Genomic DNA, 22031 nt, shown 5'->3' with positions numbered 1-22031 from the left:
GTGAGCCTCGTTGGCCGCACATAAAAGCCAGGCATAAAAAAACGCGCCCTCGGGCGCGTTTTTCTTTTGCAGCGTCGTCGTTGCGAGCAGACTACGGGCGGGCTGTGAAGCTCAGGCGTCCTTCGCCGCCGTCAGCGTCTCGTACTTCCGCATCAGCTGCTCCTGCGTTTCGAGGTGCTCGGGATTCTTCGGGATGCACTCCACCGGACACACCTGGATGCACTGCGGCTCGTCGAAATGGCCGACGCACTCCGTGCACTTGTTCGGGTCGATCACGTAGATTTCCGGGCCCATCGAAATAGCGTCGTTCGGGCACTCGGGCTCGCAGACGTCGCAATTGATGCACTCGTCGGTAATCATCAGGGCCATACTTCTCTCGCGTTTCCCTTCAAAAACAAGACATTATAGCGCCGCGGCCCCGCGCCTGCCGACCCTCGCGAGGCTCAGGCCTTCGCGGGTGCGCCGCCCTGCGACGCCACCTTGTCCTGCAGGCGCTTTTCCACCGACGGGAACACGAACTTGCTGACATCGCCGCCCAACTGGGCGATTTCGCGCACGATCGTGCCCGAAATGAACTGATACTGATCCGACGGCGTCATGAACATGGTTTCGACGTCGGGCAGCAGATAGCGGTTCATGCCCGCCATCTGAAACTCGTACTCGAAGTCGGAAACCGCGCGCAGGCCGCGTACGATCACGCGCGCGTTGTTGCTGCGCACGAAGTCCTTCAGCAGACCCTTGAAGCTCATGACCTGAACGTTGGGATAGTGGCCGAGCACCTCATGCGCAATTTCTAGCCGCTCGTCGAGCGTGAAGAACGGCTTCTTGTTGCGACTGTCGGCGACACCGACCACCAGCGTGTCGAAAATGCTCGACGCGCGCCGCACGAGATCTTCGTGACCACGCGTGAGCGGATCGAACGTACCGGGGTACACGGCGACTACCATGAGGCTTCTCCTCTCAACAGAAATGGGGCGCAAACCGTTGCGAAAACGGCGGTCAAAACATCGGCCAAAACAGTGTGCGCTCGAGCGTGCGCGGCACGAAAACCGTCCGCCCGTTTTTTATCGAACCTTATCGAACGCGCATTATTCCTCATTTTCGCGTTGCAGCAAATGATAGCGGACGGCCCCCGCCTTGCCCTCGCGCGCGACGCGCCAGCCCGCCAGCGCAGGCTGCGCGCCCGGATCGATGGCTTCGCCGGATTCGACATAGAGCCAGCCGTCGGGCGCGACGAGCGGCGCGGCGAGTTCGAGCGCACGCGCGAGCAGCGCGGCGTCGCCGAACGGCGGATCGAGGAACACGACGTCGAACGAGCCCGGCGGCAGGTTCGCGGCGAGACGCAGCGCGTCGGCTTCCGCGATTTCGATCACGCGGGCGCCGAGGCGCTCCTGATTCGCGCGCAGTTGCGCGGCGGCGCGCCCGCTGCGCTCGACCATCACCACGCGCGCAGCGCCGCGCGACGCGGCCTCGAAGCCGAGCGCGCCGCTGCCGGCGAACAGGTCGAGACAGCGCAGGCCGTCCAGACGCTGGCCGAGCCAGTTGAACAGGGTTTCGCGTACGCGGTCGGGCGTGGGGCGCAGGCCGTCGAGATCGAGCACGGGCAGCGGCGTGCGCTTCCAGTCGCCGCCGATAATGCGGATCGTGTGCGTGCCGCCGCGCGCGGGTGGCGCGGAACGTGCGCCCTGCGGGCGTGAAGAAGATGAACGGGCCATGCGTGTGTACTGTGTGAATCGAGGTTGAATCGTCGCAACCGGATCGCCATTGCGCAATCCGGTGGGATGCGAACCGGTGATCTGAACCGGCGAAGCAAACCGGGCTGCCAGGCGCGACGCAGAGGCCGCCCGGCCAATCCGCGAACGTTACCACAGCGCCGCGCGCGCGCCGGAAGCCTGCGGCAAGGACGCGCCCTATGCCGCCTGATAAAATGTCGTGTTTTCCACGCGTTGCATGCTGAAATGACGTCGATGACCGTCCCTCGGTCAGACCGGCAGCGCGATCCCACCACGCCACAGATCATGTTCAGTTTCTTCAAACGACTCCGCGGCGACAAGAACGCGGAGAACGAGCAGGCCGAAACCGCCGCTCCGGCTCCCGAGGCCGACGCCGCACGCGACGAAGCGCCTGCGGCGCCGCGCGCGCCGGCCGCGCCCGCAGAGTCCAAAGCACCGCCCGCTGCCGCCCGCACGTTCGAGGCCGTCGAAATCGTCCCGCCGCCCGCGCTCGACGCCACCGCGAAGAAGTCGTGGCTGACGCGCCTGAAGTCGGGGCTGTCGAAAACGGGTTCGAACATCCAGAGCATCTTCGTCAACGCGAAGATCGACGACGATCTCTACGAGGAGCTGGAAACCGCGCTGCTGATGTCGGACGCGGGTGTCGACGCCACCGAATATCTGCTCGAAACGCTGCGCCAGAAGGTGCGCGCCGAACGCCTGACCGAAGCGCAGCAGGTGAAAACCGCGCTGCGTCAGTTGCTGATCGACCTGCTCAAGCCGCTCGAAAAGTCGCTGATGCTGGGCCGCGCGCAGCCGCTCGTCATGATGATCGCGGGCGTGAACGGCGCGGGCAAGACCACCAGCATCGGCAAGCTCGCCAAGCATCTGCAGAGCTTCGACCAGAGCGTGCTGCTGGCCGCCGGCGACACGTTCCGCGCCGCCGCGCGCGAGCAGCTCACCATCTGGGGCGAGCGCAACAACGTGACGGTCGTGCAGCAGGAAAGCGGCGACCCGGCCGCGGTGATCTTCGACGCCGTGAACGCGGCGCGCGCGCGCGGCATCAACGTGGTGATGGCCGACACGGCCGGCCGCCTGCCCACGCAGCTCCATCTGATGGATGAGCTCAAGAAGGTCAAGCGCGTGATCGGCAAGGCCTTCGACGGCGCGCCGCACGAAGTCCTGCTCGTGATCGACGCGAACACGGGCCAGAATGCACTCACGCAGGTGAAGTCGTTCGACGACGCGCTCGGTCTCACCGGCCTGATCGTCACCAAGCTCGACGGCACCGCGAAGGGCGGCATTCTCGCCGCGATCGCGCGCCAGCGCCCGATTCCGGTGTACTTCATCGGCGTGGGCGAGAAGGTCGAGGATCTGCAGCCGTTCGTGGCCGAAGAATTTGCGGACGCATTGCTCGGCAACTGATCCAGGCGGCGTAAAAGAAAAGGGCATCCCTCTCGCGAGCGATGCCCTTTTTCACGTCATGATCGGCTCATCTGAGCGCAAATCGCCGCGATATCACTCCGAATCGGGCTGCGCGCCCGGCGCCGCGCGCGCGAATGCATCGAGCTGCACGGCGTAATCGTGAATGCGCTGAATGGTCGGAAACCGCGTGGTGTCGACGTTAAAACGATGCGCGTTGTAGATCTGCGGCACGAGGAACAGGTCGGCGAAAGTCGGCGTATCGCCGAAACACAGCTTGCCGGTGCGCGGGTCGCCGGCCAGCCGCGCTTCGAGCGTCTCGAAACCCGCTTCGACCCAGTGCCGGTACCACGCATCCTTCGCCGCGTCGTCCACGCCCAGCGTGCGCTTCAGGTACTTCAGCACGCGCAGGTTGTTCAGCGGATGGATCTCGCAGGCGATCTGCAGCGCAAGCGAACGCACGTGCGCGCGGTCGACGGGCGACTTCGGCAGCAGCGGCGGCTCCGGATGCGTCTCTTCGAGATACTCGATGATCGCGAGCGATTGCTGGATCGCGTGCTGCTCGTCGTCGACGAAGGTCGGCACGATGGCGTCCGGGTTCACCTTGCGGTACTCGGGCTTCAATTGCTCGCCGCCGTCGCGCACCAGATGCACCGGCACGTACTCGTACGACAGATTCTTGAGATTCAACGCAATACGCACGCGATACGACGCCGAACTGCGGAAATAGCTATATAGCTTCATGCTCCTCTCATGCTCCTTGTTTTAGTCGCGCGGTATCGAGCCGCAGCGCGCCGGGCGGGCGCAACGCTGCGTCAGGCCGGTCGCATCGTTCAGGCGGTTTTCAGACTACGCGCACAGCGATTTCGCCCAGGCCGTCCACGCCGCCCTTCATCAGATCGCCCGTCACCACCGCGCCCACGCCTTCCGGCGTGCCCGTGAAGATCAGGTCGCCCGCCTTCAGCTCGAACAGCGTCGAAAGATACGCGATCGTATCGGCAACTGGCCAGATCATCTGCGAAATATCCGAGCGCTGCTTTTCCTCGTCATTCACCGAAAGCCAGATCGAGCCTTTGGCCAGTTGGCCGACTTGCGCCACCGGATGGATCGGGCCGATCGGCGCCGAATGGTCGAAACCCTTGGCCGTATCCCACGGACGGCCGAGTTTCTTCGCTTCGGCCTGCAGATCGCGGCGCGTCATGTCGAGACCGAGCGCGTAGCCGTAGACGTGGTCGAGCGCGCTTTCCACCGGAATGTTCTTGCCCGCCTTGCCAATCGCCGCGACGAGTTCCATTTCGAAGTGCACGTTGTTCGACTGAGCCGGATACGGGAAATCGGCGGCCGCACCGGGCGGCACGAAGAGAACGGCGTCGGCGGGCTTGGCGAAGAAGAACGGCGGTTCGCGGTTTGGATCGTGGCCCATCTCGCGCGCATGCGCTTCGTAGTTGCGGCCCACGCAATAGATGCGGCGCACCGGGAAATGCGCGCTGCTGCCCGCGACCGGCACGTAGGCTTGCGGCGCCGGTTCAAATACGTAACTCATCTGTTTCTCCGTCTTCGTTCTTCGTGATGGTCAGTCAACGCCGCGCGACGCCTGCATCCGCTCGCGGCTCGGCAGCGTAAAACGCGAGTGTAACGCGCAGCGGCGCGCGGCGCGGTCAGTCGCCACGGCAAGCAATCGCGACGATATTTCAAGCCATTGCGAAGCTTTCGAAGCTTGCGGCGCCGCGCTGGCGCAGTTCGATACCGCAGTACTGCGGCACGGCTGCGACAACGCTACGGCCCTAATCCCTTCACTGCGTCGGACCGCACCGCGCAGGTCGTGCGATACTTCCTGCATCCGCAAGACAGTCGCCGAACGGCACGCACCGCCCACGCAGCGTGGCGCGTGGCCGGCACATCGACATAACACGCACGCCCTCATGAACGCCCCCGACTCCACCGAGACCTTTTCCTGCGCCCGCTTCATCAAGGAGATCGGCCGCGGCCCGCACGGCGCGCGCTCGCTGTCGTCCGAAGACACGCACGCGCTCTACGCCGCGATGCTCGACGGCCGCGTGCCCGAGCTCGAGCTGGGTGCAGTCTTGCTGGCTTACCGCCTCAAGGGCGAAACCGCCGACGAACTGGCTGCGATGCTTTCGGCGGCGCACGCGTCGTTCGCGCCGATTGCTGTGCCTGCAGGCGACTATCGCGCGGTCTCGATTCCGAGCTACAACGGAGCGCGCAAGCAGCCGAACCTCGTACCGCTGCTCGCCCTGCTGCTCGCCCGCGACGGCGTGCCGGTGCTCGTGCACGGCGTGCAGACCGATCCGGGCCGCGTCACCAGCGCCGAAATCTTTGCTGCACTAAATCTCCCCAACGCACGCGATCACGCCGACATCGAAGCACAACTCGCCGACAAACGGGTTGCATTTGCGTCGATCGAAACGCTCGCACCGCAGCTTGCGCGCCTGCTCTCCCTGCGTCGCCGGATGGGCGTGCGCAACTCCACGCACACGCTAGTCAAGCTGTTGCAACCGTTCGCGCAACCGGGCCTGCGGCTCGTGAATTACACGCATCCGCCGTATCGCGAGAGCTTGAGCGCGCTGTTCGCCGCGCATCCCGAAGCAGCCGTGGGTGGCGCATTGCTTGCGCGCGGCACCGAAGGCGAAGCGGTCGCCGATACGCGCCGCCAGGTGCAGGTCGACTGGCTGCATGACGGCGTCTGCGACACGCTGATCGAACCGGAACGCTCGTCGCCGGACGCGCCCGAAGTGGATCTGCCCGAAGGCCGCGACGCGCCCACGACCGCCGAGTGGATCGCCGACGTGCTGCGCGGCGAAGTGCCCGTGCCCGACGCGATCGCCCGTCAGGTGGAAACGATCAAGCGCATCGCGAAGCGCTGAACGATCCGGCTGAAAGCGCGGCGGCATGGACGTTTGCGGCCGTCCGCGCGTTGCTTGCGGATCGTCCGCATTTCGGCAATTGAGCGCTTCATCGCCTATCTGCGTGCAATTTTTCTAGCTGCGTCGCCACATTCCCTGTTGACAGGCGCGTTCGTCCTGACTTAAATTGGTCGAATGCGTTCCTATCCGAACACCCTCCGAATTACCCTCGGCCGCCTAGCGGCCCTATCGCTACGTCTAGCGTAAGCCAGGCGTAGCGCTGCGCGACCGCTCCCCAGAGCCGGTCGGCAGTCCTCCCAGCAGTTCTCGCAGTACCCCCAAACTCGCAGTATCTCTACAACTTGTCGTCTGCATTCGTCCGTCTACCGACTGGACGAGTCGCGAGGTCAAAATGCACGTTGCATGGGCATCGTTCACGTTCGCTTTCGCCGCGCCGGTTACCGCCGTCAGCGTGGCTGTCTTCTTCGCGTCCGAGGTTGCCGCCCGGATGCCGGAAGTCTCTCGCATCGTGCCTCGTCGCCAGCCCGCCAGCCGCCCGCTGCCGACCGCCATCGCATACGACATCATGAAGAACGAGGCCCATCATGTTGCGTAATCCCGCCGAAAAATATCGCCCTTTCCCCGCCATCCGTTTGAACGGCCGCAAATGGCCGACGCGCACGATCGAACGCGCGCCGATCTGGATGAGCACCGACCTGCGCGACGGCAACCAGTCGCTCATCGAGCCGATGAGCATCGAGCAGAAGACCGAATTCTTCGAAATGCTCGTGCAGATCGGCTTCAAGGAAATCGAAGTCGGCTTTCCGTCCGCTTCGCAGACCGACTTCGATTTCGTGCGCAAGCTCATCGACGAAAAGCGCATTCCCGACGACGTGACGATCGAAGTGCTCGTGCAGTCGCGCGAAGATCTGATTGCCCGCACGTTCGAGGCACTCGAAGGCGCATCGCGCGCGATCGTGCATCTTTACAACGCGATCTGCCCGTCTTTCCGCAAGATCGTGTTCGGTCAATCGAAGGAGGAAGTGAAGGCGCTCGCCGTGAACGGCACGCGCATGATCCGCGAGCACGCCGACGCCTGCCCGCAGACGCACTGGACCTACCAGTATTCTCCGGAAACGTTCAGCATGGCCGAGCTCACGTTCGCCCGCGAAGTCTGCGACGCCGTCGCCCAGACGTGGCGCCCGACGCGCGATCACAAGATGATCGTGAATCTCCCGGCGACCGTCGAAGCCGCGATGCCCAACGTCTACGCCGACCAGATCGAGTGGATGGACCGCAACCTCGCGTATCGCGACAGCATCGTGCTCTCCGTGCATCCGCATAACGACCGCGGCACCGCCGTGGCCGCCGCCGAAATGGCCGTGCTCGCGGGCGCGGACCGTGTCGAAGGCTGTCTCTTCGGCAACGGCGAACGCACCGGCAACGTCGATCTCGTCACGCTCGCGATGAATCTCTACACGCAGGGCATCGATCCGGGCCTCGATTTTTCGGACATCGACGCCGTGCGCCGCGTGGTCGAGCGCTGCAATCAATTGCCCGTGCATCCGCGCCATCCGTACGCGGGCGACCTCGTGTTCACGGCGTTTTCGGGTTCGCATCAAGACGCGATCCGCAAGGGTTTCGCGCTTCAGCAGCCCGACGCCATCTGGGAAGTGCCCTATTTGCCGATCGATCCCGCCGATCTCGGCCGCAGCTACGACGCGGTGATCCGCGTGAACAGCCAGTCGGGCAAGGGCGGCGCGACGTATCTGCTCGAACGCGGCATGGGCTTCACGCCGCCGCGCCGCGTCCAGATCGAATTCAGCCACGCCGTGCAAAAGGTCACGGACGCCTCCGGCGTGGAAATCACCGGCGAGGCGATCTGCTCGCTGTTCGAACGCGAATATTTCGAGACGAAGGGGCCGGCAACGATGGTCGGCGCAGGCCGCGCACGCTTCGAAGGCCGCGACGTCGCGATTGCCGCGGCAGCGCAGATCGACGAAGCGCATGCGCAAGCCGTCGCGGCAGCGTTCGCCGATGTTGCGGAAGAAAGCGTGGAGATCACGTCGTTTGAAACCGCGCGCACGGCACAAGGCGGCACGGCGGTGTTCGTCGGCGCCCGGGTGGGCGGACAGGCGCTGCGCCACGGCGTGGGCGTCGCCGACGATGCGGCGCAGGCTGTACTCGCCGCGGTGATCAGCGCCATCAACCGCGCAACGTGGCAGACGGTCGACCGTCGCGTCGCGGCCTGATCGGGCCACGAAGCGATCCGGAAGCGATCAATAGTCGGAAAGTTAGCAGCAGAAAAGCAGCAAACCTGGAGGCGGCGCCGTTGAGCGCCGGCGGCAAAACGGGCCGCTGGCGTGCGCCCGAAACGCCCTAGCAGGCGGATCGGCGAGTGGACTTACCGGATCTCACTCGATCGCGCAACGCGTCGCCTGCCACGCGAGCAGACGCCAGTGGCCATCCTCCTGCGTCTGGATCGCCGTGTAGGCAATCGGAAACAGCAGCGCGCCATTGTTCGCTTCCATCTCGATCAGCACGCGCCCCGACACCACGCAGGTCTCGTTGCCCACCGGCAGCACGTCCTGCGACTGGATCTCGATCTGACGGTAGCGCCGGCGCCCCGCCGTGATCGCATCGATGAACTGCTGCTTGGTCTCGCGCTTGCCGTTCGTGTGAACGAAAAAGACATTGTCGGACAGCAGTTGATCCAGCGACGAGCCGTCGCCGTCCACCATCGCGCGAAACCGCTCGCGCTCCAGTCCGCGAATCGCTTCGATTACTTTTGCCGCCATTACCCGGGCCCCTTGCGCACGAGCCCGCGCCACGCGCGCCGGTTCGCACAGAAGATGTACGCATGCGTGTCGCTGAAATTTATACCAGGTTTGGACGCATGGATACTTGCGATCAAAAGGATCGGCCCCATATGCGCGTCAGAAAGAGCCGTCACGCTGCGCGATTGCTTCCTGCATCCGCAGACGGCGTTGTGTGACGCGCCGCACGCTCAAGCCTGCTAGCCCTGCGCCGCAATGTCGCATCGCAGCACTTTCGGCGTATTCTGATGTCATTCAGATATCTGCCGTGAACAGAATTCGGGCGCGGCTGCCCGTGCGAGCCAGTACGAGCCCGTGCGAAACAATCGCGGAACAGCGTCTGCGAGGCCCGATTTTTGAGTCCGTCAGCGCCGCTTATTCAGTTTTTTATCCAGCCCCAAATTCTCTGCCGCGCCGGCTTTGCGCGGCGTCATCGTTCTAGAGTTATCCCTCGGTTCGCGGGTGTGCGCGCGCCGCATCGGGCTGGAAACCCCGTCCCGTCTGCCTCCCGTGATTTTGTTGAAACCTATCGAAACAACTATTTCGATAGAGAACACGGAACCATGAAGCCCCTACCGACTCCAAGTATTAGCACTCGCTGATTCAGAGTGCTAACATCCAACGTGGAGTCGCAGTCTGACTTTTGCAAGATTCCTGAGGAGTTCGCTACGTGAGCAACGCAATGGCAATGACCCTTCCGGGTACGCTGAACACCAAGCCGGCCAAGGCCGCGGGTTCGGGTGCCCTGGCGCTCGCGAACGCTTCCCTGCTGCCCGGCCAACTGGGCAACATCGACGCCTACATCCAGGCCGTAAACCGGATCCCGATGTTGACGCCGCAAGAGGAGCGTCAATTCGCGACTGAATTTCGCGAGCAAAACAATCTGGAGTCCGCGCGCCGCATGGTGCTGTCGCACCTGCGCCTCGTGGTCTCGATCGCCCGTAATTACCTCGGCTATGGTCTGCCGCACGCCGACCTGATCCAGGAAGGCAATATCGGTCTGATGAAGGCCGTGAAGCGCTTTGACCCCGAGCAGAACGTACGTCTCGTGTCGTACGCCATGCACTGGATCAAGGCCGAAATCCACGAATACATCCTGCGCAACTGGCGCATGGTGAAGGTCGCCACCACCAAGGCGCAGCGCAAGCTGTTCTTCAACCTGCGCAGCCACAAGCAGGGCCTGCAGTCGTTCACGCCGGAGGAAATCGAAGGCCTGGCGCAGGAACTGAATGTGAAGCGCGAGGAAGTCGTGGAGATGGAAACGCGCTTGTCGGGTGCCGACATCGCGCTGGAAAGCCAGAACGACGACGGCGAGGAATCCTTCGCGCCGATCGCCTGGCTCGCCGACTCGCACAGCGAGCCGACCGCCGTGATGGCCGCGCGCGACCGCGATCGTCTGCAGTCGGACGGCATCGCCAGCGCGCTGGAAGCGCTCGACCCGCGCAGCCGCCGCATCATCGAAGCGCGCTGGCTGAATGTGGCCGACGACGGTTCGGGCGGTTCGACGCTGCACGAACTCGCCGACGAGTTCGGCGTATCGGCCGAGCGGATCCGCCAGATCGAATCCAGCGCAATGAAGAAGATGCGCACGGCGCTCGCCGCCTACGCCTGACGCGCGTATCAAGCTGCGCCGCTCGCCCCGCGAGCGTGACGCCGACAGCCCCGCCCCTGCCAGGTGCGGGGCTTTTTCTTTTCCGGCGCCAGAAATAAGTACACGTTCACGCCGTCTCTGAGCGTTCCCTCGTAAGATGAATTCGCATGCCGCGCAGTCTTGATCTGATGCACGGTTGCAAACATCAGAACGCGACCTCAAAAAATTGATTTCGAACAAATCGGATCGCATTACTGATCGGTGAGGCAGGCGCTCGCGGCTTCTTGTCACGGTGTCCTGATGACCCCACTCCTAGAATCCTTGTACACAACATGTACACCAATCCGGGTTGCGTGCAGGCCTGGCCAGGAAACAAGTTTTAGGGGCAACAGTCATCGTCATGATCTTCACTTCCGGCCAGTCAGCGCGCACGCGACCGCTTCTGCGCGCACGCATTCTCCAGTGGGCGCGCGGCCCGACCTTCGCCCGCGACATCGTTCTCGTTCTCGCCGTCAAGCTCGTGCTGCTGATGGCGCTGAAGTACGCCTTCTTCAATCATCCGCAGGCCGAAAACATGAACATGCCGCCTGCGGAAGTTGCCCAGGCCATTCTCTCCGTACCGGTGTCGGCCGGGACGAACCCGCAACAAGGGAACCACCATGCCCATTAGCGAAACCGTCGATCTCTCGCGGCTGCAGTTCGCGGTCACTGCGCTCTACCACTTTCTGTTCGTGCCGCTCACGCTCGGGCTCTCGTGGCTGCTCGTCATCATGGAATCCGTCTACGTGATGACCGGCAAGACCATCTACAAGGACATGACGCAGTTCTGGGGCAAGCTCTTCGCGATCAACTTCGTGATGGGCGTCACCACCGGCCTGACGATGGAATTCCAGTTCGGCACCAACTGGTCCTACTACTCGCACTACGTGGGCGACATCTTCGGCGTGCCGCTCGCCGTCGAAGGGCTCGCGGCCTTCTTCCTCGAATCCACCTTCGTCGGCCTGTTCTTCTTCGGCTGGAACCGCATGTCGAAGGGCGGCCACCTGCTCACCACTTTCTTCGTCGCGCTCGGCTCGAATCTCTCGGCGCTGTGGATCCTGGTCGCCAACGGCTGGATGCAGAATCCGGTCGGCGCCGAGTTCAACTACGAAACCATGCGCATGGAGCTGTCGAGCCTGTTCCAGGTGATCTTCAATCCGGTCGCACAGGTGAAGTTCGTGCACACCGTTTCGGCGGGCTATGTGACGGCGTCGATGTTCGTGCTTGGCATCTCGTCGTGGTATTTGCTGCGCCGCCGCGACGTCGATTTCGCGCTGCGCTCGTTCGCGATCGCCGCCGGTTTCGGCCTCGCCTCGACGCTCTGCGTGATCGTGCTCGGCGACGAGTCGGGCTATCGCACCGGCGAAGTGCAGCAGGTGAAGCTCGCCGCCATCGAAGCCGAATGGGATACCGCGCCGGCGCCCGCGCCCTTCACGCTCTTCGGCATTCCTAATCAGAAAGAAGAGCGCACCGATTACGCGATCCAGATTCCGTACCTGATGGGCATCATCGCCACGCGTTCGATCGACGAGCCCGTGATCGGCCTGAAGGATCTGATGGGCCGCGCCGAAGTGCGCATCCAGAACGGCATGCTCGCCTATGCCGCGCTGCAAAAACTCAAGGAAGGCAACGCCGATAACGCCACGCGCGACGTGTTCGAAGCGCACAAGGGCGATCTCGGCTACGGCCTGCTCGTGAAACAGTTCGCGCCCAATGTGGTCGACGCCTCGCCCGCGCAGATCAAGGCCGCCGCGAAGCACTCGATTCCGCCCGTCGCGCCGGTGTTCTGGTCGTTCCGCGTGATGGTCGGGCTCGGCATGCTGTTCCTGCTGACCTTCGTGCTCGCGTTCTGGTTTTGCGCGCAACGCTCGCTGCTCCAGGACAACCGCCGCTGGTTCCTGCGCTGGGCCGTCTGGGCGATTCCGCTGCCGTGGCTCGCCGCCGAATTCGGCTGGATCGTCGCCGAACTCGGCCGCCAGCCGTGGACCATCGCCGAAGTGCTGCCGACGCATCTCTCCGCGTCGAGTCTCGCGCCCGGCGACGTGTGGCTGAGCCTCGCGGGCTTCGTGGTGTTCTACACGGCGCTTTTCATCATCGAGATCACGCTGATGTTCAAGTACGCGCGCCTCGGGCCGTCCTCGCTGCAGACGGGACGCTATTTCCACGAGCAGGGCGCGGCGGCCGTGGCGAGCGGCAACCGCGTCGCCTGACGCCCCCTGGCCTCCGGACCCACATCAGGAAACACACCATGGACTACGCAACCCTCAAAGTGATCTGGTGGGTGCTGATCGGCGTGCTGCTGATCGGCTTCTCGCTCACCGACGGCTTCGACATGGGCGCAGCCGTCCTGCTGCCCTTCATCGGCAAAACCGACGCGGAGCGCCGCGTCGTCATCAACACGGTCGGCGCCACGTGGGAAGGCAACCAGGTCTGGCTCATCACCGCGGGCGGCGCGATGTTCGCCGCCTGGCCGCTCGTCTACGCGGCGTCGTTCTCGGGCTTCTACTTCGCGATGCTGCTGGTGCTCTTCGCGCTGTTCTTCCGGCCCGTGGGCTTCGACTATCGCGGCAAGCGCGACAACCCGAAGTGGCGCGGTGCGTGGGACTGGGCGCTCTTTATCGGCGGCTTCGTGCCCGCGCTGGTGTTCGGCGTGGCGTTCGGCAACCTGCTGCAAGGCGTGCCGTTCCAGTACGACACCGATCTGCGCGTGACCTACTACGGCAGCTTCTGGGCGTTGCTCAATCCGTTCGCGCTGATCTGCGGGCTCGTGAGCCTCACCATGCTCAGCGCGCACGGCGCCGCGTTCGTGAAGCTCAAGAGCGACGGCGTGGTGGCCCAGCGCGCGTCGAAGGCGCTGCGCCTGATGGCGGGACTCGCGGTCGTGCTGTTCGTGGTGGCGGGCGGCCTGGTGGCAACGCTGATCGGCGGCTATGCGATCACCAATGCCGCGCCCTACGACGCGGTCGCCAATCCGCTGCTCAAGAGCGTGGAGCCGGGCGCGGGGCTGTGGATCGCCAACTACGTGACGTATCCGTGGATGGCGGCCGCACCGATCGTCGGCATTCTGGGCGGCGTGATCGCGTTCGTGCTGGCCGGATCGCGGCTCGAAAAGACGGCGTTCATCGGCACGTCGCTGCTGATCGTCGGGGTGATTCTCACTGCGGGCTTTTCGATGTTCCCGTTCATCATGCCGTCGTCGCTCGATCCGCGTTCTAGCCTCACGGTCTGGGACGCGACGTCCAGCAAGACGACGCTCGAGATCATGCTCGTGGCCGTCATCATCTTCCTGCCGATCGTGCTTGCGTACACCACCTGGGCGTATCGCATCATGCGCGGCAAGGTGACCGTGGATGCGCTCGACGACAAGCGCAACACGATGTACTGAACGCAACCTACGCAACGTACGCAACATCGGCAGGAGCAAACATCATGTGGTACTTCACCTGGATTCTCGGCATCGGCGTGGCGCTCGCCTTCGGCATCATCAACGTGATGTGGCTCGACGAGCAGCAGAAGATGCAAACCCACGGCGACGACGCGCATTAACGTACGGCGCCGCGACGCGCCCATAAAAAAACCGGCAGGCTGGCAACCTGCCGGTTTTTTATTTCGCCGATGTCGCCGGTTCAGCCGATCATGCCGGTTGAAGCGCCAGTTCCTGCGCGTAACGCGGCGCAGCGTCGCCGACGACGATGTGCAGCGTATCCGCCGACACCCACGCCACGTCGAGCGCGTCGAGCTTCACGCGGTCGACCGCGGCCGGATCGCGCACGATCACGCGCAGACGCGTGGCCGCGACCGCATCGAGCGAGACGATGTTCGCCGCGCCGCCGAGCACGGCCAGCCAGCGCGACGGATTCGGATCGAGCGGACCGGCGTTGCGCGCGCCCGCCGCAGCCGGCGCGCTTTGCGCAACGGCCGGAGCCACGGCGGCGGCATTCACCGCCTTGGCCACATTCGCCACATTCGATGAAACACCGCCGCGCGCAAGCTCACCGCGAATCTCGTCGGCGATGATGTCCGCTTCCGGCCCGATGATGACCTGCACGCTTTCGCCGCCGCGCTTGAGCACGCCGCGCGCACCGATCGCCTTCAAAGCAGGCTCCGACACGCGCGCCGGATCGGCCACGTTCAGACGCAGACGCGTCGTGCACGCATCGACCACCTTGAGGTTGGCCGCGCCGCCGAGCGCATCGATATAACGCGCCGCGCGCGAAGTCGCTGCCATGCCCGGCACCGCGACGCCCGACATCGACTCGGCGATTTCGGTATCGCCCGCCGAGGCTTCACGGCCCGGCGTCGGCAAATTGAAGCGGCGGATGAAGAAGCGGAACAGCACGTAGTACACGACCGCGTACGCCACGCCGAGCGGAATCGCTTCCCAGCCGTGCGTCGAGAGGCCGTAGTTCAGCACGTAGTCGATCGCGCCCGCCGAGAACGTGAAGCCGAGCTTGATGCCCAGCAGCGAGCAGATCGCGAGCGACAGGCCCGTGAGCACCGCGTGGATCGCGTAGAGCACCGGCGCGAGGAACATGAAGGTGAACTCGATCGGCTCGGTCACGCCCGTGAGGAACGAGGTGAGGCCCATCGAGAGCAGCAGGCCCGCCACCATCGCGCGCTTTTCCTTCGGCGCTTCGTGCAGCATGGCGAGACACGCGGCCGGCAGGCCGAACATCATCACCGGGAAGAAGCCGGCCATGAAGCCGCCCGCCGTCGGGTCGCCCGCGAAGAAGCGATGCAGGTCGCCCGTGACCGGCGCGCCGCCCGCCGGCGTGAACGTGCCGAACACGAACCACACGAGCGAGTTGAGGATGTGGTGCAGCCCCGTGACCAGCAGCAGACGGTTGAGCAGGCCGTACACGAAGGTGCCGATCGCGCCCGCCGTGGTGAGCCAGTGGCCCGCCGTGTCGATCACGCTCTGCACCGGCCCCCACGCATAGCCGAATATCACCCCGAGCGCGAGACACACGAGCCCGGTGATGATCGGCACAAAACGCTTGCCGCCGAAGAACGCGAGGAACTCGGGCAGCTTGATGTCCTTGAAGCGGTTGTACAGCATGCCCGCGACGACACCGGCCACCACGCCCGACAGCACGCCCATGTTGAGCTTGTCGTTGATGTCCTTCATCACGGCGGTCTCGACCAGATAGCCGAGCGCGCCCGCGAGCGCCGCGACGCCGTTGTTGTCCTTCGCGAAGCCGACCGCGATGCCGATCGCGAACAGCAGCGGCAGGTTGTCGAAGATCGCGCCGCCCGCGTCGGCGATGATCTTGATATTGAGCATGTCGCTCTGGCCGAAGCGCAGCAGAATGCCCGCCACGGGCAGCACTGCGATCGGGAGCATCAGCGCGCGGCCGAGGCTCTGGATCTTGAGAAACGGATTGCCATCCATCGAACTGCCTCCAGTCCCTGTCTCTTGAGGTATTGCGGCGAGACGTATTGAGGTGAGAAAAGCCGGCGCGCGATCGCTGCGCGCGCCGGGGTGTGGTTTGGGAAACCGTTGAAAACCTGCGAAACCGTTGAAAACCTTCGGAGCCCTGATTACCGGATTCCGAAGCGATACGCGCCGTTCAGTCGAGCGGCCAGTTCGCGCGGCTCGCGGCGCGCACGTCCTGCGCCGATTCGAGCATCAGCACGTCCTGGGCGCGATCGCGGCACAGCGCGTAGTCGAGCTTGCGCACGCGCGCCTTGATCGACGGCACCGAGACCGGATCGACCGACAGCTCGGTCACGCCGAGACCGACGAGCAGCGGCACCGCGAGCGGATCGCCCGCCAGCGCGCCGCACACGCCCACCCACTTGCCGTGCTTGCGCGCGCCTTCCACCGCGATCGCCACGAGACGCAGCACGGCCGGATGCAAGCCGTCGGCCTGCGCGGCGAGATCGGGCTGGCAGCGGTCCATCGCGAGCGTGTACTGCGTGAGATCGTTGGTGCCGATCGACAGGAAATCAGCGTGACGCGCAAGCTGGTCGGCCAGCAGCGCCGCCGACGGCACCTCGATCATCACGCCCACTTCGACGCGCGTGCTGCGGCCCGCTTCGCGCGCGAAGGCGTCGATGCGTTCGCGCAGGTGCACGAGTTCCCCCACGTCGGTGACCATCGGCAGCAGAATGCGCAGCGCGCCTTCGGGCTTCACGGCCACGAGGCCGCGCAACTGGTCGTCGAGCAGATCCGGGCGCACCTGCGCGAGCCGGATGCCGCGCAGGCCGAGCGCCGGATTCGGCTCGGGCGGCAGCGTCAGATAATCGACTTCCTTGTCGGCGCCCACGTCGAGCGTGCGGATGATCGCCGTGCGGCCCGCGAGCGCTTCCGCGATGGCCTGATAGCTCTGGCGATGTTCCTCGACCGTCGGCGCCGCCTGACGATGGATGAACATGAGTTCGGTGCGCAGCAGGCCCACGGCGTCGGCGCCGTTGTCGACGGCCGTGCGCGCGTCGTCGAGCGTCGCGATATTGGCCGCGACTTCGACCGCGTGGCCGTCGCGCGTGGCGGCGGCTTCGTGCGAGGTGCGGCGGTTCGCTTCGCGCACGCCCGCGAGGCGCTGCTTCTCGGTGCGCGCGCGTTCGATGTCGGCGGCGCCGGGCGCGAAGGCGAAGCGTCCCGCGCTCGCGTCCACGATCACCTGCGCGCCTTCCTCGATCTGATGCAGCGCGTCGCCCAGCGCGACCAGCGCCGGAATGCCGGCCTGACGCGCGATGATCGCGGCGTGCGAGGTCGCGCCGCCGCGCGCCATCACGAGCGCCGTCACGCGCGTGCGGTCGAGTGTGGCGAGATCGGAGGGCGTGAATTCGTCGGCGGCGAGCACGGCTTCGTCGGGCAACTCGCGTTGCGCCGCGCCGTTCGCACCGGCCGCGCCGCTCGTATAGGCGAGCGAACGCAGCACGCGCTTTTCGAGGTCGCGCAGATCGGCGGCGCGTTCGGCGAGCAGCGAATCGTCGACCTTGCCGAGCACGGCGATCTGCGCGCGGATCGCCTCGCGCCACGCGAAGCCCGCGCTCTTGCCGAGGCTGATTAGATCGCGCGCGGCGTCGATCAGCGTGGGGTCTTCGAGCAGCACGCGATGCATCTGGAAGATGCCCGCTTCGCCGATCGCGCCGCGCTGCGACGCCGTGCGCACGGACGCTTCGAGTTCGGCGTCGATGGCCGCGACGGCCTTGTCGAGCAGACGGCTTTCCGCCGCCGGCGTGCCGCTCGCGAGTTCGGGCGGCGTGAGTTCGGCGTCGTCCCAGCGGACCAGCTTGCCGACCGCCACACCCGGCGCGGCGCACACGCCCATCAGCGTGCCCGGCGCGCTTTGCTGTGCACGCTGTTGCGCGGTTTGCGCGTTAGCGGCAGCAGGCGCAGCAGCAAGCGGCGCAGGCGAAAGCTCGCGCGCAGGCGTTTCGGACACTTCGCCCGGCGCCTCGCGCAGCAACTCGCCCGCCACGGCGTCGACGGCCTTCTGCGCCTCGCGGCCCATGCCGACGAGTTCGATCGTCGCGCCCTCGCCCGCGCCCAGCCCGAGCAGGCCGACCACGCTTTCGATGGCCGCCTTGCGCTCGCCGTAACGCACCTCGACGCGCGCTTCCAGACCGCGCACCGCTTCGCGCGCCCGCGCCGCGGGCCGCGCATGCAGGCCGCCCGCATGCGCGAGCGTGACAGTGCGGCGCACTTCGTCCATCACCACGTTGGTGACGCTCGCCTCGACAGCCGCGCCGTCGCGCGCGCGCAGCACGAGCAGTGTCGTCTCGCCCGCGCGCACGTGGCCCGCGCCCGCACGCTCGACGACTTCGAACGCATCGGAGTTCGCGATCGCGATCACCGACACCAGGCTCGGCGCGTGACACGCCACGATATCGAGATCGAATTCGATCAGCAGATCGCCACGGCGCACCTGTGCGCCCTGCTCGACCTGGGGGGTGAAGCCCTTGCCGTTCAGCTCGACCGTGTCGATGCCGATGTGCACGAGAATCTGCGCGCCCTCGGCGCTTTGCAGCGTGACGGCGTGGCCGGTGCGCGCGAGGTGCATGACGGTGCCGTCGCACGGCGCGACAAGGCGGCCGACGAGCGGATCGACGCCGATGCCGTCGCCGAACAGACCTTCCGAAAACACCGGATCGGGGACCGATGCGAGCGGCACGACCGGTCCGGTTAGCGGCGCGACGAGTTCGACGCGCGCGGCGGCATGTTCCGGGTTCATCAGACGGGACTCCTGGATGCGTTCCATCAGCTTTCCAATCTAGTGGGTTTCGGTGACTTTGTTCAGGAAGCGCGGCTCGTCCGGATTGCGTCCGCGCGCGGCGGCGAGACCCGCCGCCATCACGTAGAACGACAGGATCGCGGCGATCGGATCGAGCGACGCATCGGCGGCCGTGACGAGCGGCAACGTGGCGTCCGGCACGTCGGCGGGCGCGGCGAGCAGCACGCGCGCGCCGCGCTTTTGCATGTCGCGCGCGAAGTCGACGAGACCTGCCTGTTCCGGTCCGCGCGGCGCGAACACGAGCAGCGGATAGTCGCGATCGATCAGCTCCATCGGACCATGACGCACTTCCGCACTCGAAAACGCTTCGGCCTGAATGCTCGAGGTTTCCTTGAGCTTGAGCGCCGCTTCCTGCGCGATCGCGAGCCCCGGACCGCGTCCGATCACCAGCATCTGCTTCACGTCGCGCAGTTCGTCGACGGCCTTCGACCAGTCGAGCGTGCCCGCGCGTTCGAGCGCGTCGGGCAACGCGCGCACGGCATCGAGGAAGGCGGCGTCGCGCTGCCAGAAGGCCACGAGTTGCGCCGACATCGCGAGCATCGCGATATAGCTCTTGGTGGCCGCGACGCTCAGCTCGGGACCGGCGAGCAGCGGCAGTTCGTTGCCCGCGGCTTCGGCGAGCGGCGAGCCGGCGACGTTGACCATCGACGCCGTCAGCGCGCCCGCTTCGCGCAGCACGCGCATGGTGGCGACGAGATCAGGACTCCTGCCTGATTGGGAGAAAGCAAGGCCGAACTGGCCGCGCACACGTAAGGGCGCCTGCTGGAGCGTGGCGATCGACATGGGAATCGAGGCGACCGGCACGCCGAGGCGGCTCATGGTGAGCGCGGCGAAATAGCTCGCCGCGTGGTCGGAGCTGCCGCGCGCGACGGTCAGCGCGACCTGGCGCGGCTCGGCTTGCAGCACGTCCGCGAGCGCCTCGACGCGCGAGGTGTCCGCAAGTTGCGCCGCGACGACGCCGGCCGAGGCCAGCGCTTCTTTAAGCATATTCGACAATCGATTCTCCTTCGACATAGGTCGCGGTGAGCGCCAGTTCGCGGTCGAACACGTTGACATCGGCCCATGCGCCGCGCACGAGGCGGCCACGGTCTTCGATGCCGAGGTAGTCGGCCGCGTAGCGCGACAGGCGCGCGGATACGTCCGCGATCGGCAAGCCGAGCGAGACGAGATTGCGCAGCGCCTGATCCATGGTGAGCGTGCTGCCCGCGAGCGTGCCGTCGGCGAGACGCACGCCGCCGAGGCACTTCGTCACGTGCTGGCTGCCGAGGCGGTATTCGCCGTCGGGCATGCCGGTGGCCGAGGTGCTGTCGGTCACCACATAAAGGCGCGGAATGGCGCGCAGCGCCGCGCGGATCGCACCCGGATGCACGTGCAGCAGGTCCGGAATGATCTCCGCGTATTCCGCGTGCGCGAGCGCCGCGCCGACCAACCCCGGATTGCGATGGTGCAGCGGCGACATCGCGTTGAACAGATGCGTGAAACCGCAGGCGCCGTGCTTGAGCGCGGCGACGGCGTCGTCGTAGGTGGCGAGCGAATGGCCGAGCTGCACGCGCACGCCGCGCGCCGCCATTTCGCCGATGATCTCGATATGGCCCGCGATTTCGGGCGCGACGGTCACCACGCGGATCGGCGCGATGGCCAGGTACTTGAGCACTTCGTCGAGCACGGCCGACACGGCCGCGTCGGGCTGCGCGCCGAGCTTGCCCGGATTGATGTACGGCCCTTCGAGGTGCACGCCCAGCACGCGGGCGGCGCCCGGCGTGCGCTGGCGCGCGACGTCGCCGAGGCCCGCGACCACGCTCATCAGCTCGTCGCGCGGCGCGGTCATGGTGGTGGCGAGCAGGCTCGTCGTGCCGAAGCGCGCATGCGTGCGCGCGATGGTTTCGATGGCGTCGCCCGCTTCCATCACGTCGGCGCCGCCGCCGCCGTGCACGTGCAGATCGATGAAGCCGGGAATGATGTACGGCGCGTCGTTCTTCGACGGATCGGCGGCCTCGCCCTGAATCGACGCGATGCGGCCGTTCTCGAACGACAGCGTGCCGTTGATCCAGCCTTCGGGGGTGAGAATATTTCCGCTCAGCATGAGATTTTTCCGATGTTGCGCGCGACGTTGGCCGGCGCGCGATAAGTCGTTACGTCGATGTCCATGAGAGAGTCCTGACGCGGCCGTGCGTTCCGTCCGACTTCGAATTCGCCTGCTTTTTCGTCCGCTTTTTCGCCTGCCACTTTCTTCATTGCCGCAGCTCCGCGACGAAGTCGTAATAGCCGTCGCGGCAGTACGTGTCCGTCAACTCGATGGCGCGCTGGTCGGGCGAAAAACCCACACGCGTGATCACGAGCAGCGCCGCGCGCGGCTCCACGCCCATCAGCGCGGCGATCTCGCCGGTCGCATTCACGGCGCTGAAGTGCTGCAGCGCGCGCACGACCGGCTGGCCGCGCGATTCGAGGTACGCGTACAGCGAGCCGTCGATCAGCGCCGGATTCGGCACGATGGACACCGGCAGCGCGGAATGCTCGACGGCCATCACGGTGCCGTCCGCGCGGCGCAGCCGCCGCAGACTCGTGACCGACGCGCCCGGCGACAAACCGAGCTGGACGATTTCCTCGCGCCGCGCCGGGCGCACTTCGCGCTCGAGCCACACCGAATCGGCGGTGAATCCGCGCTGCTCCATCTTTTTCGTGAAGCCGGTGAGGCGCGACAGCGGGTCCTCGACGCGCGGCGTGATGAAACTGCCCGCGCCGCGCGCGCGCCGGATCAGACCCTGCTCGACGAGCAGTTCGATCGCCTTGCGCGCGGTGATGCGCGACACGCCGATCGCGTCCGACAGCGTGCGCTCCGAAGGCAGCGCCTCGCCAGCCGACCACACGCCGCAGTGAATGGCCGTGGCAAGGTTGCGCGCCAGTTGCAGATAGAGCGGCGTGACGTTGCGCGCGTCGGGCATCAGGGCAGACCAACGGGTTTCCATGGAACTCCGGCCAGCAGTGGACAGATCGTGGGGCGCCCGGGCGGCCCGGCATTGACACTCGGCGGCCCGGTTCGAAAGCGAGCCCATTATATAACCACAATAATACCAGTCAACGGACGCGTGAACTTTCGCCTGCGCGAGAAAACCTCGCGAAAAATCAATAACTTGCACGAACTCATAAGGCTTGGCGCGGTGCCCGATTGGTCTCGGTGTTTTCCCTGGAGAGCCCAGTTTTGGTCTACCGGTAGCGGACCACAAGCCAGTTAAAAGCCATGTCGGAGCACACCACCGTAATACCGCTGTAGGACCAATACCCCTGCGCGAAGGCAAACAACAATATCGTCAGACGAAAACATCCCATATAGTGGCATCTGACCAATA

At 65.5% G+C, this 22031-nt stretch carries 21 protein-coding genes; 9 read left to right on the top strand and 12 right to left on the bottom strand.

The window, feature by feature from the left end:
• Positions 1-111: 111 nt before the first annotated feature.
• From BMY06_RS02930 to rsmD, 3 genes are all read right to left on the bottom strand, one after another.
• Positions 112-369 carry a YfhL family 4Fe-4S dicluster ferredoxin gene (locus BMY06_RS02930; protein WP_065062189.1) on the bottom strand — a complete coding sequence of 86 codons (258 nt, stop codon included), beginning with the start codon at positions 367-369 and terminating at the stop codon, positions 112-114.
• Positions 370-443: 74 nt separating this feature from the next.
• Positions 444-947: a pantetheine-phosphate adenylyltransferase gene (gene coaD, locus BMY06_RS02925; protein WP_065062187.1), complete on the bottom strand. Its 504-nt coding sequence runs from the start codon at positions 945-947 to the stop codon at positions 444-446.
• Between the two features lie 141 nt (positions 948-1088).
• Positions 1089-1715, bottom strand: a complete 627-nt coding sequence (gene rsmD / locus BMY06_RS02920) for a 16S rRNA (guanine(966)-N(2))-methyltransferase RsmD (protein ID WP_074981474.1) — start codon at positions 1713-1715, stop codon at positions 1089-1091.
• A gap of 303 nt (positions 1716-2018) precedes the next feature.
• On the opposite strand from rsmD, the gene ftsY reads away from it, so the two are divergent.
• Positions 2019-3137 (top strand): signal recognition particle-docking protein FtsY, encoded by a 1119-nt coding sequence (gene ftsY, locus BMY06_RS02915; RefSeq protein ID WP_074981472.1) that lies wholly within the window; start codon positions 2019-2021, stop codon positions 3135-3137.
• A 93-nt stretch (positions 3138-3230) separates the two neighbouring features.
• Here the strand turns inward: ftsY and maiA are convergent, their stop codons facing one another.
• Both maiA and BMY06_RS02905 read right to left on the bottom strand, forming a co-directional pair.
• Positions 3231-3878, bottom strand: a complete 648-nt coding sequence (gene maiA / locus BMY06_RS02910; protein WP_065062181.1) for a maleylacetoacetate isomerase — start codon at positions 3876-3878, stop codon at positions 3231-3233.
• 100 nt (positions 3879-3978) lie between these two features.
• On the bottom strand, positions 3979-4677 hold the full coding sequence (locus BMY06_RS02905) for a fumarylacetoacetate hydrolase family protein (RefSeq protein WP_074981470.1): 699 nt from the start codon (positions 4675-4677) through the stop codon (positions 3979-3981).
• Positions 4678-5056: 379 nt separating this feature from the next.
• Here BMY06_RS02905 and ybiB point away from each other — a divergent pair, with 379 nt between their 5' ends.
• The 3 genes from ybiB (at position 5057) to leuA (ending at position 8250) form a co-directional block, all read left to right on the top strand.
• Entirely contained in the window at positions 5057-6019 is a 963-nt protein-coding gene (gene ybiB, locus BMY06_RS02900; protein WP_074981468.1) for a DNA-binding protein YbiB, read from the top strand.
• A 391-nt stretch (positions 6020-6410) separates the two neighbouring features.
• Positions 6411-6614 carry a hypothetical protein gene (locus tag BMY06_RS02895; protein ID WP_065062175.1) on the top strand — a complete coding sequence of 68 codons (204 nt, stop codon included), beginning with the start codon at positions 6411-6413 and terminating at the stop codon, positions 6612-6614.
• A complete protein-coding gene (gene leuA / locus BMY06_RS02890) occupies positions 6604-8250 on the top strand; it encodes a 2-isopropylmalate synthase (protein WP_074981466.1) in 1647 nt (548 codons plus the stop codon). The genes BMY06_RS02895 and leuA overlap by 11 nt, the downstream gene beginning before the upstream one ends.
• Before the next feature lie 162 nt (positions 8251-8412).
• Here the strand turns inward: leuA and BMY06_RS02885 are convergent, their stop codons facing one another.
• Complete coding sequence (locus tag BMY06_RS02885) at positions 8413-8796, bottom strand: nuclear transport factor 2 family protein (RefSeq protein ID WP_065062171.1); 384 nt, start codon at positions 8794-8796, stop codon at positions 8413-8415.
• A 700-nt stretch (positions 8797-9496) separates the two neighbouring features.
• On the opposite strand from BMY06_RS02885, the gene rpoH reads away from it, so the two are divergent.
• The 5 genes from rpoH to cydX all read left to right on the top strand — a co-directional run bounded on the left by rpoH (position 9497) and on the right by cydX (position 13990).
• A complete protein-coding gene (gene rpoH, locus BMY06_RS02880) occupies positions 9497-10426 on the top strand; it encodes an RNA polymerase sigma factor RpoH (protein WP_373681563.1) in 930 nt (309 codons plus the stop codon).
• Positions 10427-10805: 379 nt separating this feature from the next.
• Positions 10806-11075, top strand: coding sequence for a cytochrome oxidase putative small subunit CydP (gene cydP, locus BMY06_RS02875; protein WP_065062167.1), 270 nt, complete (start codon positions 10806-10808; stop codon positions 11073-11075).
• Positions 11065-12654 carry a cytochrome ubiquinol oxidase subunit I gene (locus BMY06_RS02870; protein ID WP_065062165.1) on the top strand — a complete coding sequence of 530 codons (1590 nt, stop codon included), beginning with the start codon at positions 11065-11067 and terminating at the stop codon, positions 12652-12654. The genes cydP and BMY06_RS02870 overlap by 11 nt, the downstream gene beginning before the upstream one ends.
• A 38-nt stretch (positions 12655-12692) precedes the next feature.
• A complete protein-coding gene (cydB, locus tag BMY06_RS02865) occupies positions 12693-13829 on the top strand; it encodes a cytochrome d ubiquinol oxidase subunit II (protein WP_065062164.1) in 1137 nt (378 codons plus the stop codon).
• 44 nt (positions 13830-13873) lie between these two features.
• On the top strand, positions 13874-13990 hold the full coding sequence (cydX, locus tag BMY06_RS02860; RefSeq protein WP_065062163.1) for a cytochrome bd-I oxidase subunit CydX: 117 nt from the start codon (positions 13874-13876) through the stop codon (positions 13988-13990).
• Positions 13991-14078: 88 nt separating this feature from the next.
• Here the strand turns inward: cydX and nagE are convergent, their stop codons facing one another.
• From nagE to BMY06_RS02835, 6 genes are all read right to left on the bottom strand, one after another.
• Positions 14079-15836 carry an N-acetylglucosamine-specific PTS transporter subunit IIBC gene (nagE, locus tag BMY06_RS02855; RefSeq protein ID WP_074981464.1) on the bottom strand — a complete coding sequence of 586 codons (1758 nt, stop codon included), beginning with the start codon at positions 15834-15836 and terminating at the stop codon, positions 14079-14081.
• A gap of 178 nt (positions 15837-16014) precedes the next feature.
• Positions 16015-18651: a phosphoenolpyruvate--protein phosphotransferase gene (ptsP, locus tag BMY06_RS02850; protein ID WP_074981462.1), complete on the bottom strand. Its 2637-nt coding sequence runs from the start codon at positions 18649-18651 to the stop codon at positions 16015-16017.
• A gap of 12 nt (positions 18652-18663) precedes the next feature.
• Complete coding sequence (locus BMY06_RS02845) at positions 18664-19671, bottom strand: SIS domain-containing protein (RefSeq protein WP_065062160.1); 1008 nt, start codon at positions 19669-19671, stop codon at positions 18664-18666.
• Entirely contained in the window at positions 19664-20767 is a 1104-nt protein-coding gene (nagA, locus tag BMY06_RS02840; RefSeq protein ID WP_074981460.1) for an N-acetylglucosamine-6-phosphate deacetylase, read from the bottom strand. Before nagA ends, BMY06_RS02845 begins: the two co-directional genes overlap by 8 nt.
• Positions 20761-20919 (bottom strand): hypothetical protein, encoded by a 159-nt coding sequence (locus BMY06_RS39460; protein WP_161495578.1) that lies wholly within the window; start codon positions 20917-20919, stop codon positions 20761-20763. Before BMY06_RS39460 ends, nagA begins: the two co-directional genes overlap by 7 nt.
• Entirely contained in the window at positions 20916-21650 is a 735-nt protein-coding gene (locus BMY06_RS02835; RefSeq protein ID WP_065062155.1) for a GntR family transcriptional regulator, read from the bottom strand. Before BMY06_RS02835 ends, BMY06_RS39460 begins: the two co-directional genes overlap by 4 nt.
• Positions 21651-22031 lie beyond the last annotated feature (381 nt).

Source organism: Paraburkholderia tropica, from assembly GCF_900109265.1.
Lineage (GTDB): Bacteria > Pseudomonadota > Gammaproteobacteria > Burkholderiales > Burkholderiaceae > Paraburkholderia > Paraburkholderia tropica.
Note: the sequence above shows the minus strand (reverse complement) of the source record. Positions and strands in the feature narration are given on the sequence as shown.

What these genes read in the sequence shown, in the direction of transcription:
- BMY06_RS02870 (WP_065062165.1), top strand. Translation starts at nt 11,065, where the DNA reads ATGCCCATTAGCGAAACCGTCGATCTCTCGCGGCTGCAGTTCGCGGTC.
- cydB (WP_065062164.1), top strand. Translation starts at nt 12,693, where the DNA reads ATGGACTACGCAACCCTCAAAGTGATCTGGTGGGTGCTGATCGGCGTG.
- BMY06_RS02905 (WP_074981470.1), bottom strand. Translation starts at nt 4,677, where the DNA reads ATGAGTTACGTATTTGAACCGGCGCCGCAAGCCTACGTGCCGGTCGCG.
- BMY06_RS02885 (WP_065062171.1), bottom strand. Translation starts at nt 8,796, where the DNA reads ATGGCGGCAAAAGTAATCGAAGCGATTCGCGGACTGGAGCGCGAGCGG.
- BMY06_RS39460 (WP_161495578.1), bottom strand. Translation starts at nt 20,919, where the DNA reads ATGAAGAAAGTGGCAGGCGAAAAAGCGGACGAAAAAGCAGGCGAATTC.
- ybiB (WP_074981468.1), top strand. Translation starts at nt 5,057, where the DNA reads ATGAACGCCCCCGACTCCACCGAGACCTTTTCCTGCGCCCGCTTCATC.
- nagE (WP_074981464.1), bottom strand. Translation starts at nt 15,836, where the DNA reads ATGGATGGCAATCCGTTTCTCAAGATCCAGAGCCTCGGCCGCGCGCTG.
- nagA (WP_074981460.1), bottom strand. Translation starts at nt 20,767, where the DNA reads ATGCTGAGCGGAAATATTCTCACCCCCGAAGGCTGGATCAACGGCACG.
- coaD (WP_065062187.1), bottom strand. Translation starts at nt 947, where the DNA reads ATGGTAGTCGCCGTGTACCCCGGTACGTTCGATCCGCTCACGCGTGGT.
- BMY06_RS02930 (WP_065062189.1), bottom strand. Translation starts at nt 369, where the DNA reads ATGGCCCTGATGATTACCGACGAGTGCATCAATTGCGACGTCTGCGAG.
- BMY06_RS02895 (WP_065062175.1), top strand. Translation starts at nt 6,411, where the DNA reads ATGCACGTTGCATGGGCATCGTTCACGTTCGCTTTCGCCGCGCCGGTT.
- ftsY (WP_074981472.1), top strand. Translation starts at nt 2,019, where the DNA reads ATGTTCAGTTTCTTCAAACGACTCCGCGGCGACAAGAACGCGGAGAAC.
- rpoH (WP_373681563.1), top strand. Translation starts at nt 9,497, where the DNA reads ATGGCAATGACCCTTCCGGGTACGCTGAACACCAAGCCGGCCAAGGCC.
- maiA (WP_065062181.1), bottom strand. Translation starts at nt 3,878, where the DNA reads ATGAAGCTATATAGCTATTTCCGCAGTTCGGCGTCGTATCGCGTGCGT.
- leuA (WP_074981466.1), top strand. Translation starts at nt 6,604, where the DNA reads ATGTTGCGTAATCCCGCCGAAAAATATCGCCCTTTCCCCGCCATCCGT.
- ptsP (WP_074981462.1), bottom strand. Translation starts at nt 18,651, where the DNA reads ATGGAACGCATCCAGGAGTCCCGTCTGATGAACCCGGAACATGCCGCC.
- cydX (WP_065062163.1), top strand. Translation starts at nt 13,874, where the DNA reads ATGTGGTACTTCACCTGGATTCTCGGCATCGGCGTGGCGCTCGCCTTC.
- BMY06_RS02835 (WP_065062155.1), bottom strand. Translation starts at nt 21,650, where the DNA reads ATGGAAACCCGTTGGTCTGCCCTGATGCCCGACGCGCGCAACGTCACG.
- BMY06_RS02845 (WP_065062160.1), bottom strand. Translation starts at nt 19,671, where the DNA reads ATGCTTAAAGAAGCGCTGGCCTCGGCCGGCGTCGTCGCGGCGCAACTT.
- cydP (WP_065062167.1), top strand. Translation starts at nt 10,806, where the DNA reads ATGATCTTCACTTCCGGCCAGTCAGCGCGCACGCGACCGCTTCTGCGC.
- rsmD (WP_074981474.1), bottom strand. Translation starts at nt 1,715, where the DNA reads ATGGCCCGTTCATCTTCTTCACGCCCGCAGGGCGCACGTTCCGCGCCA.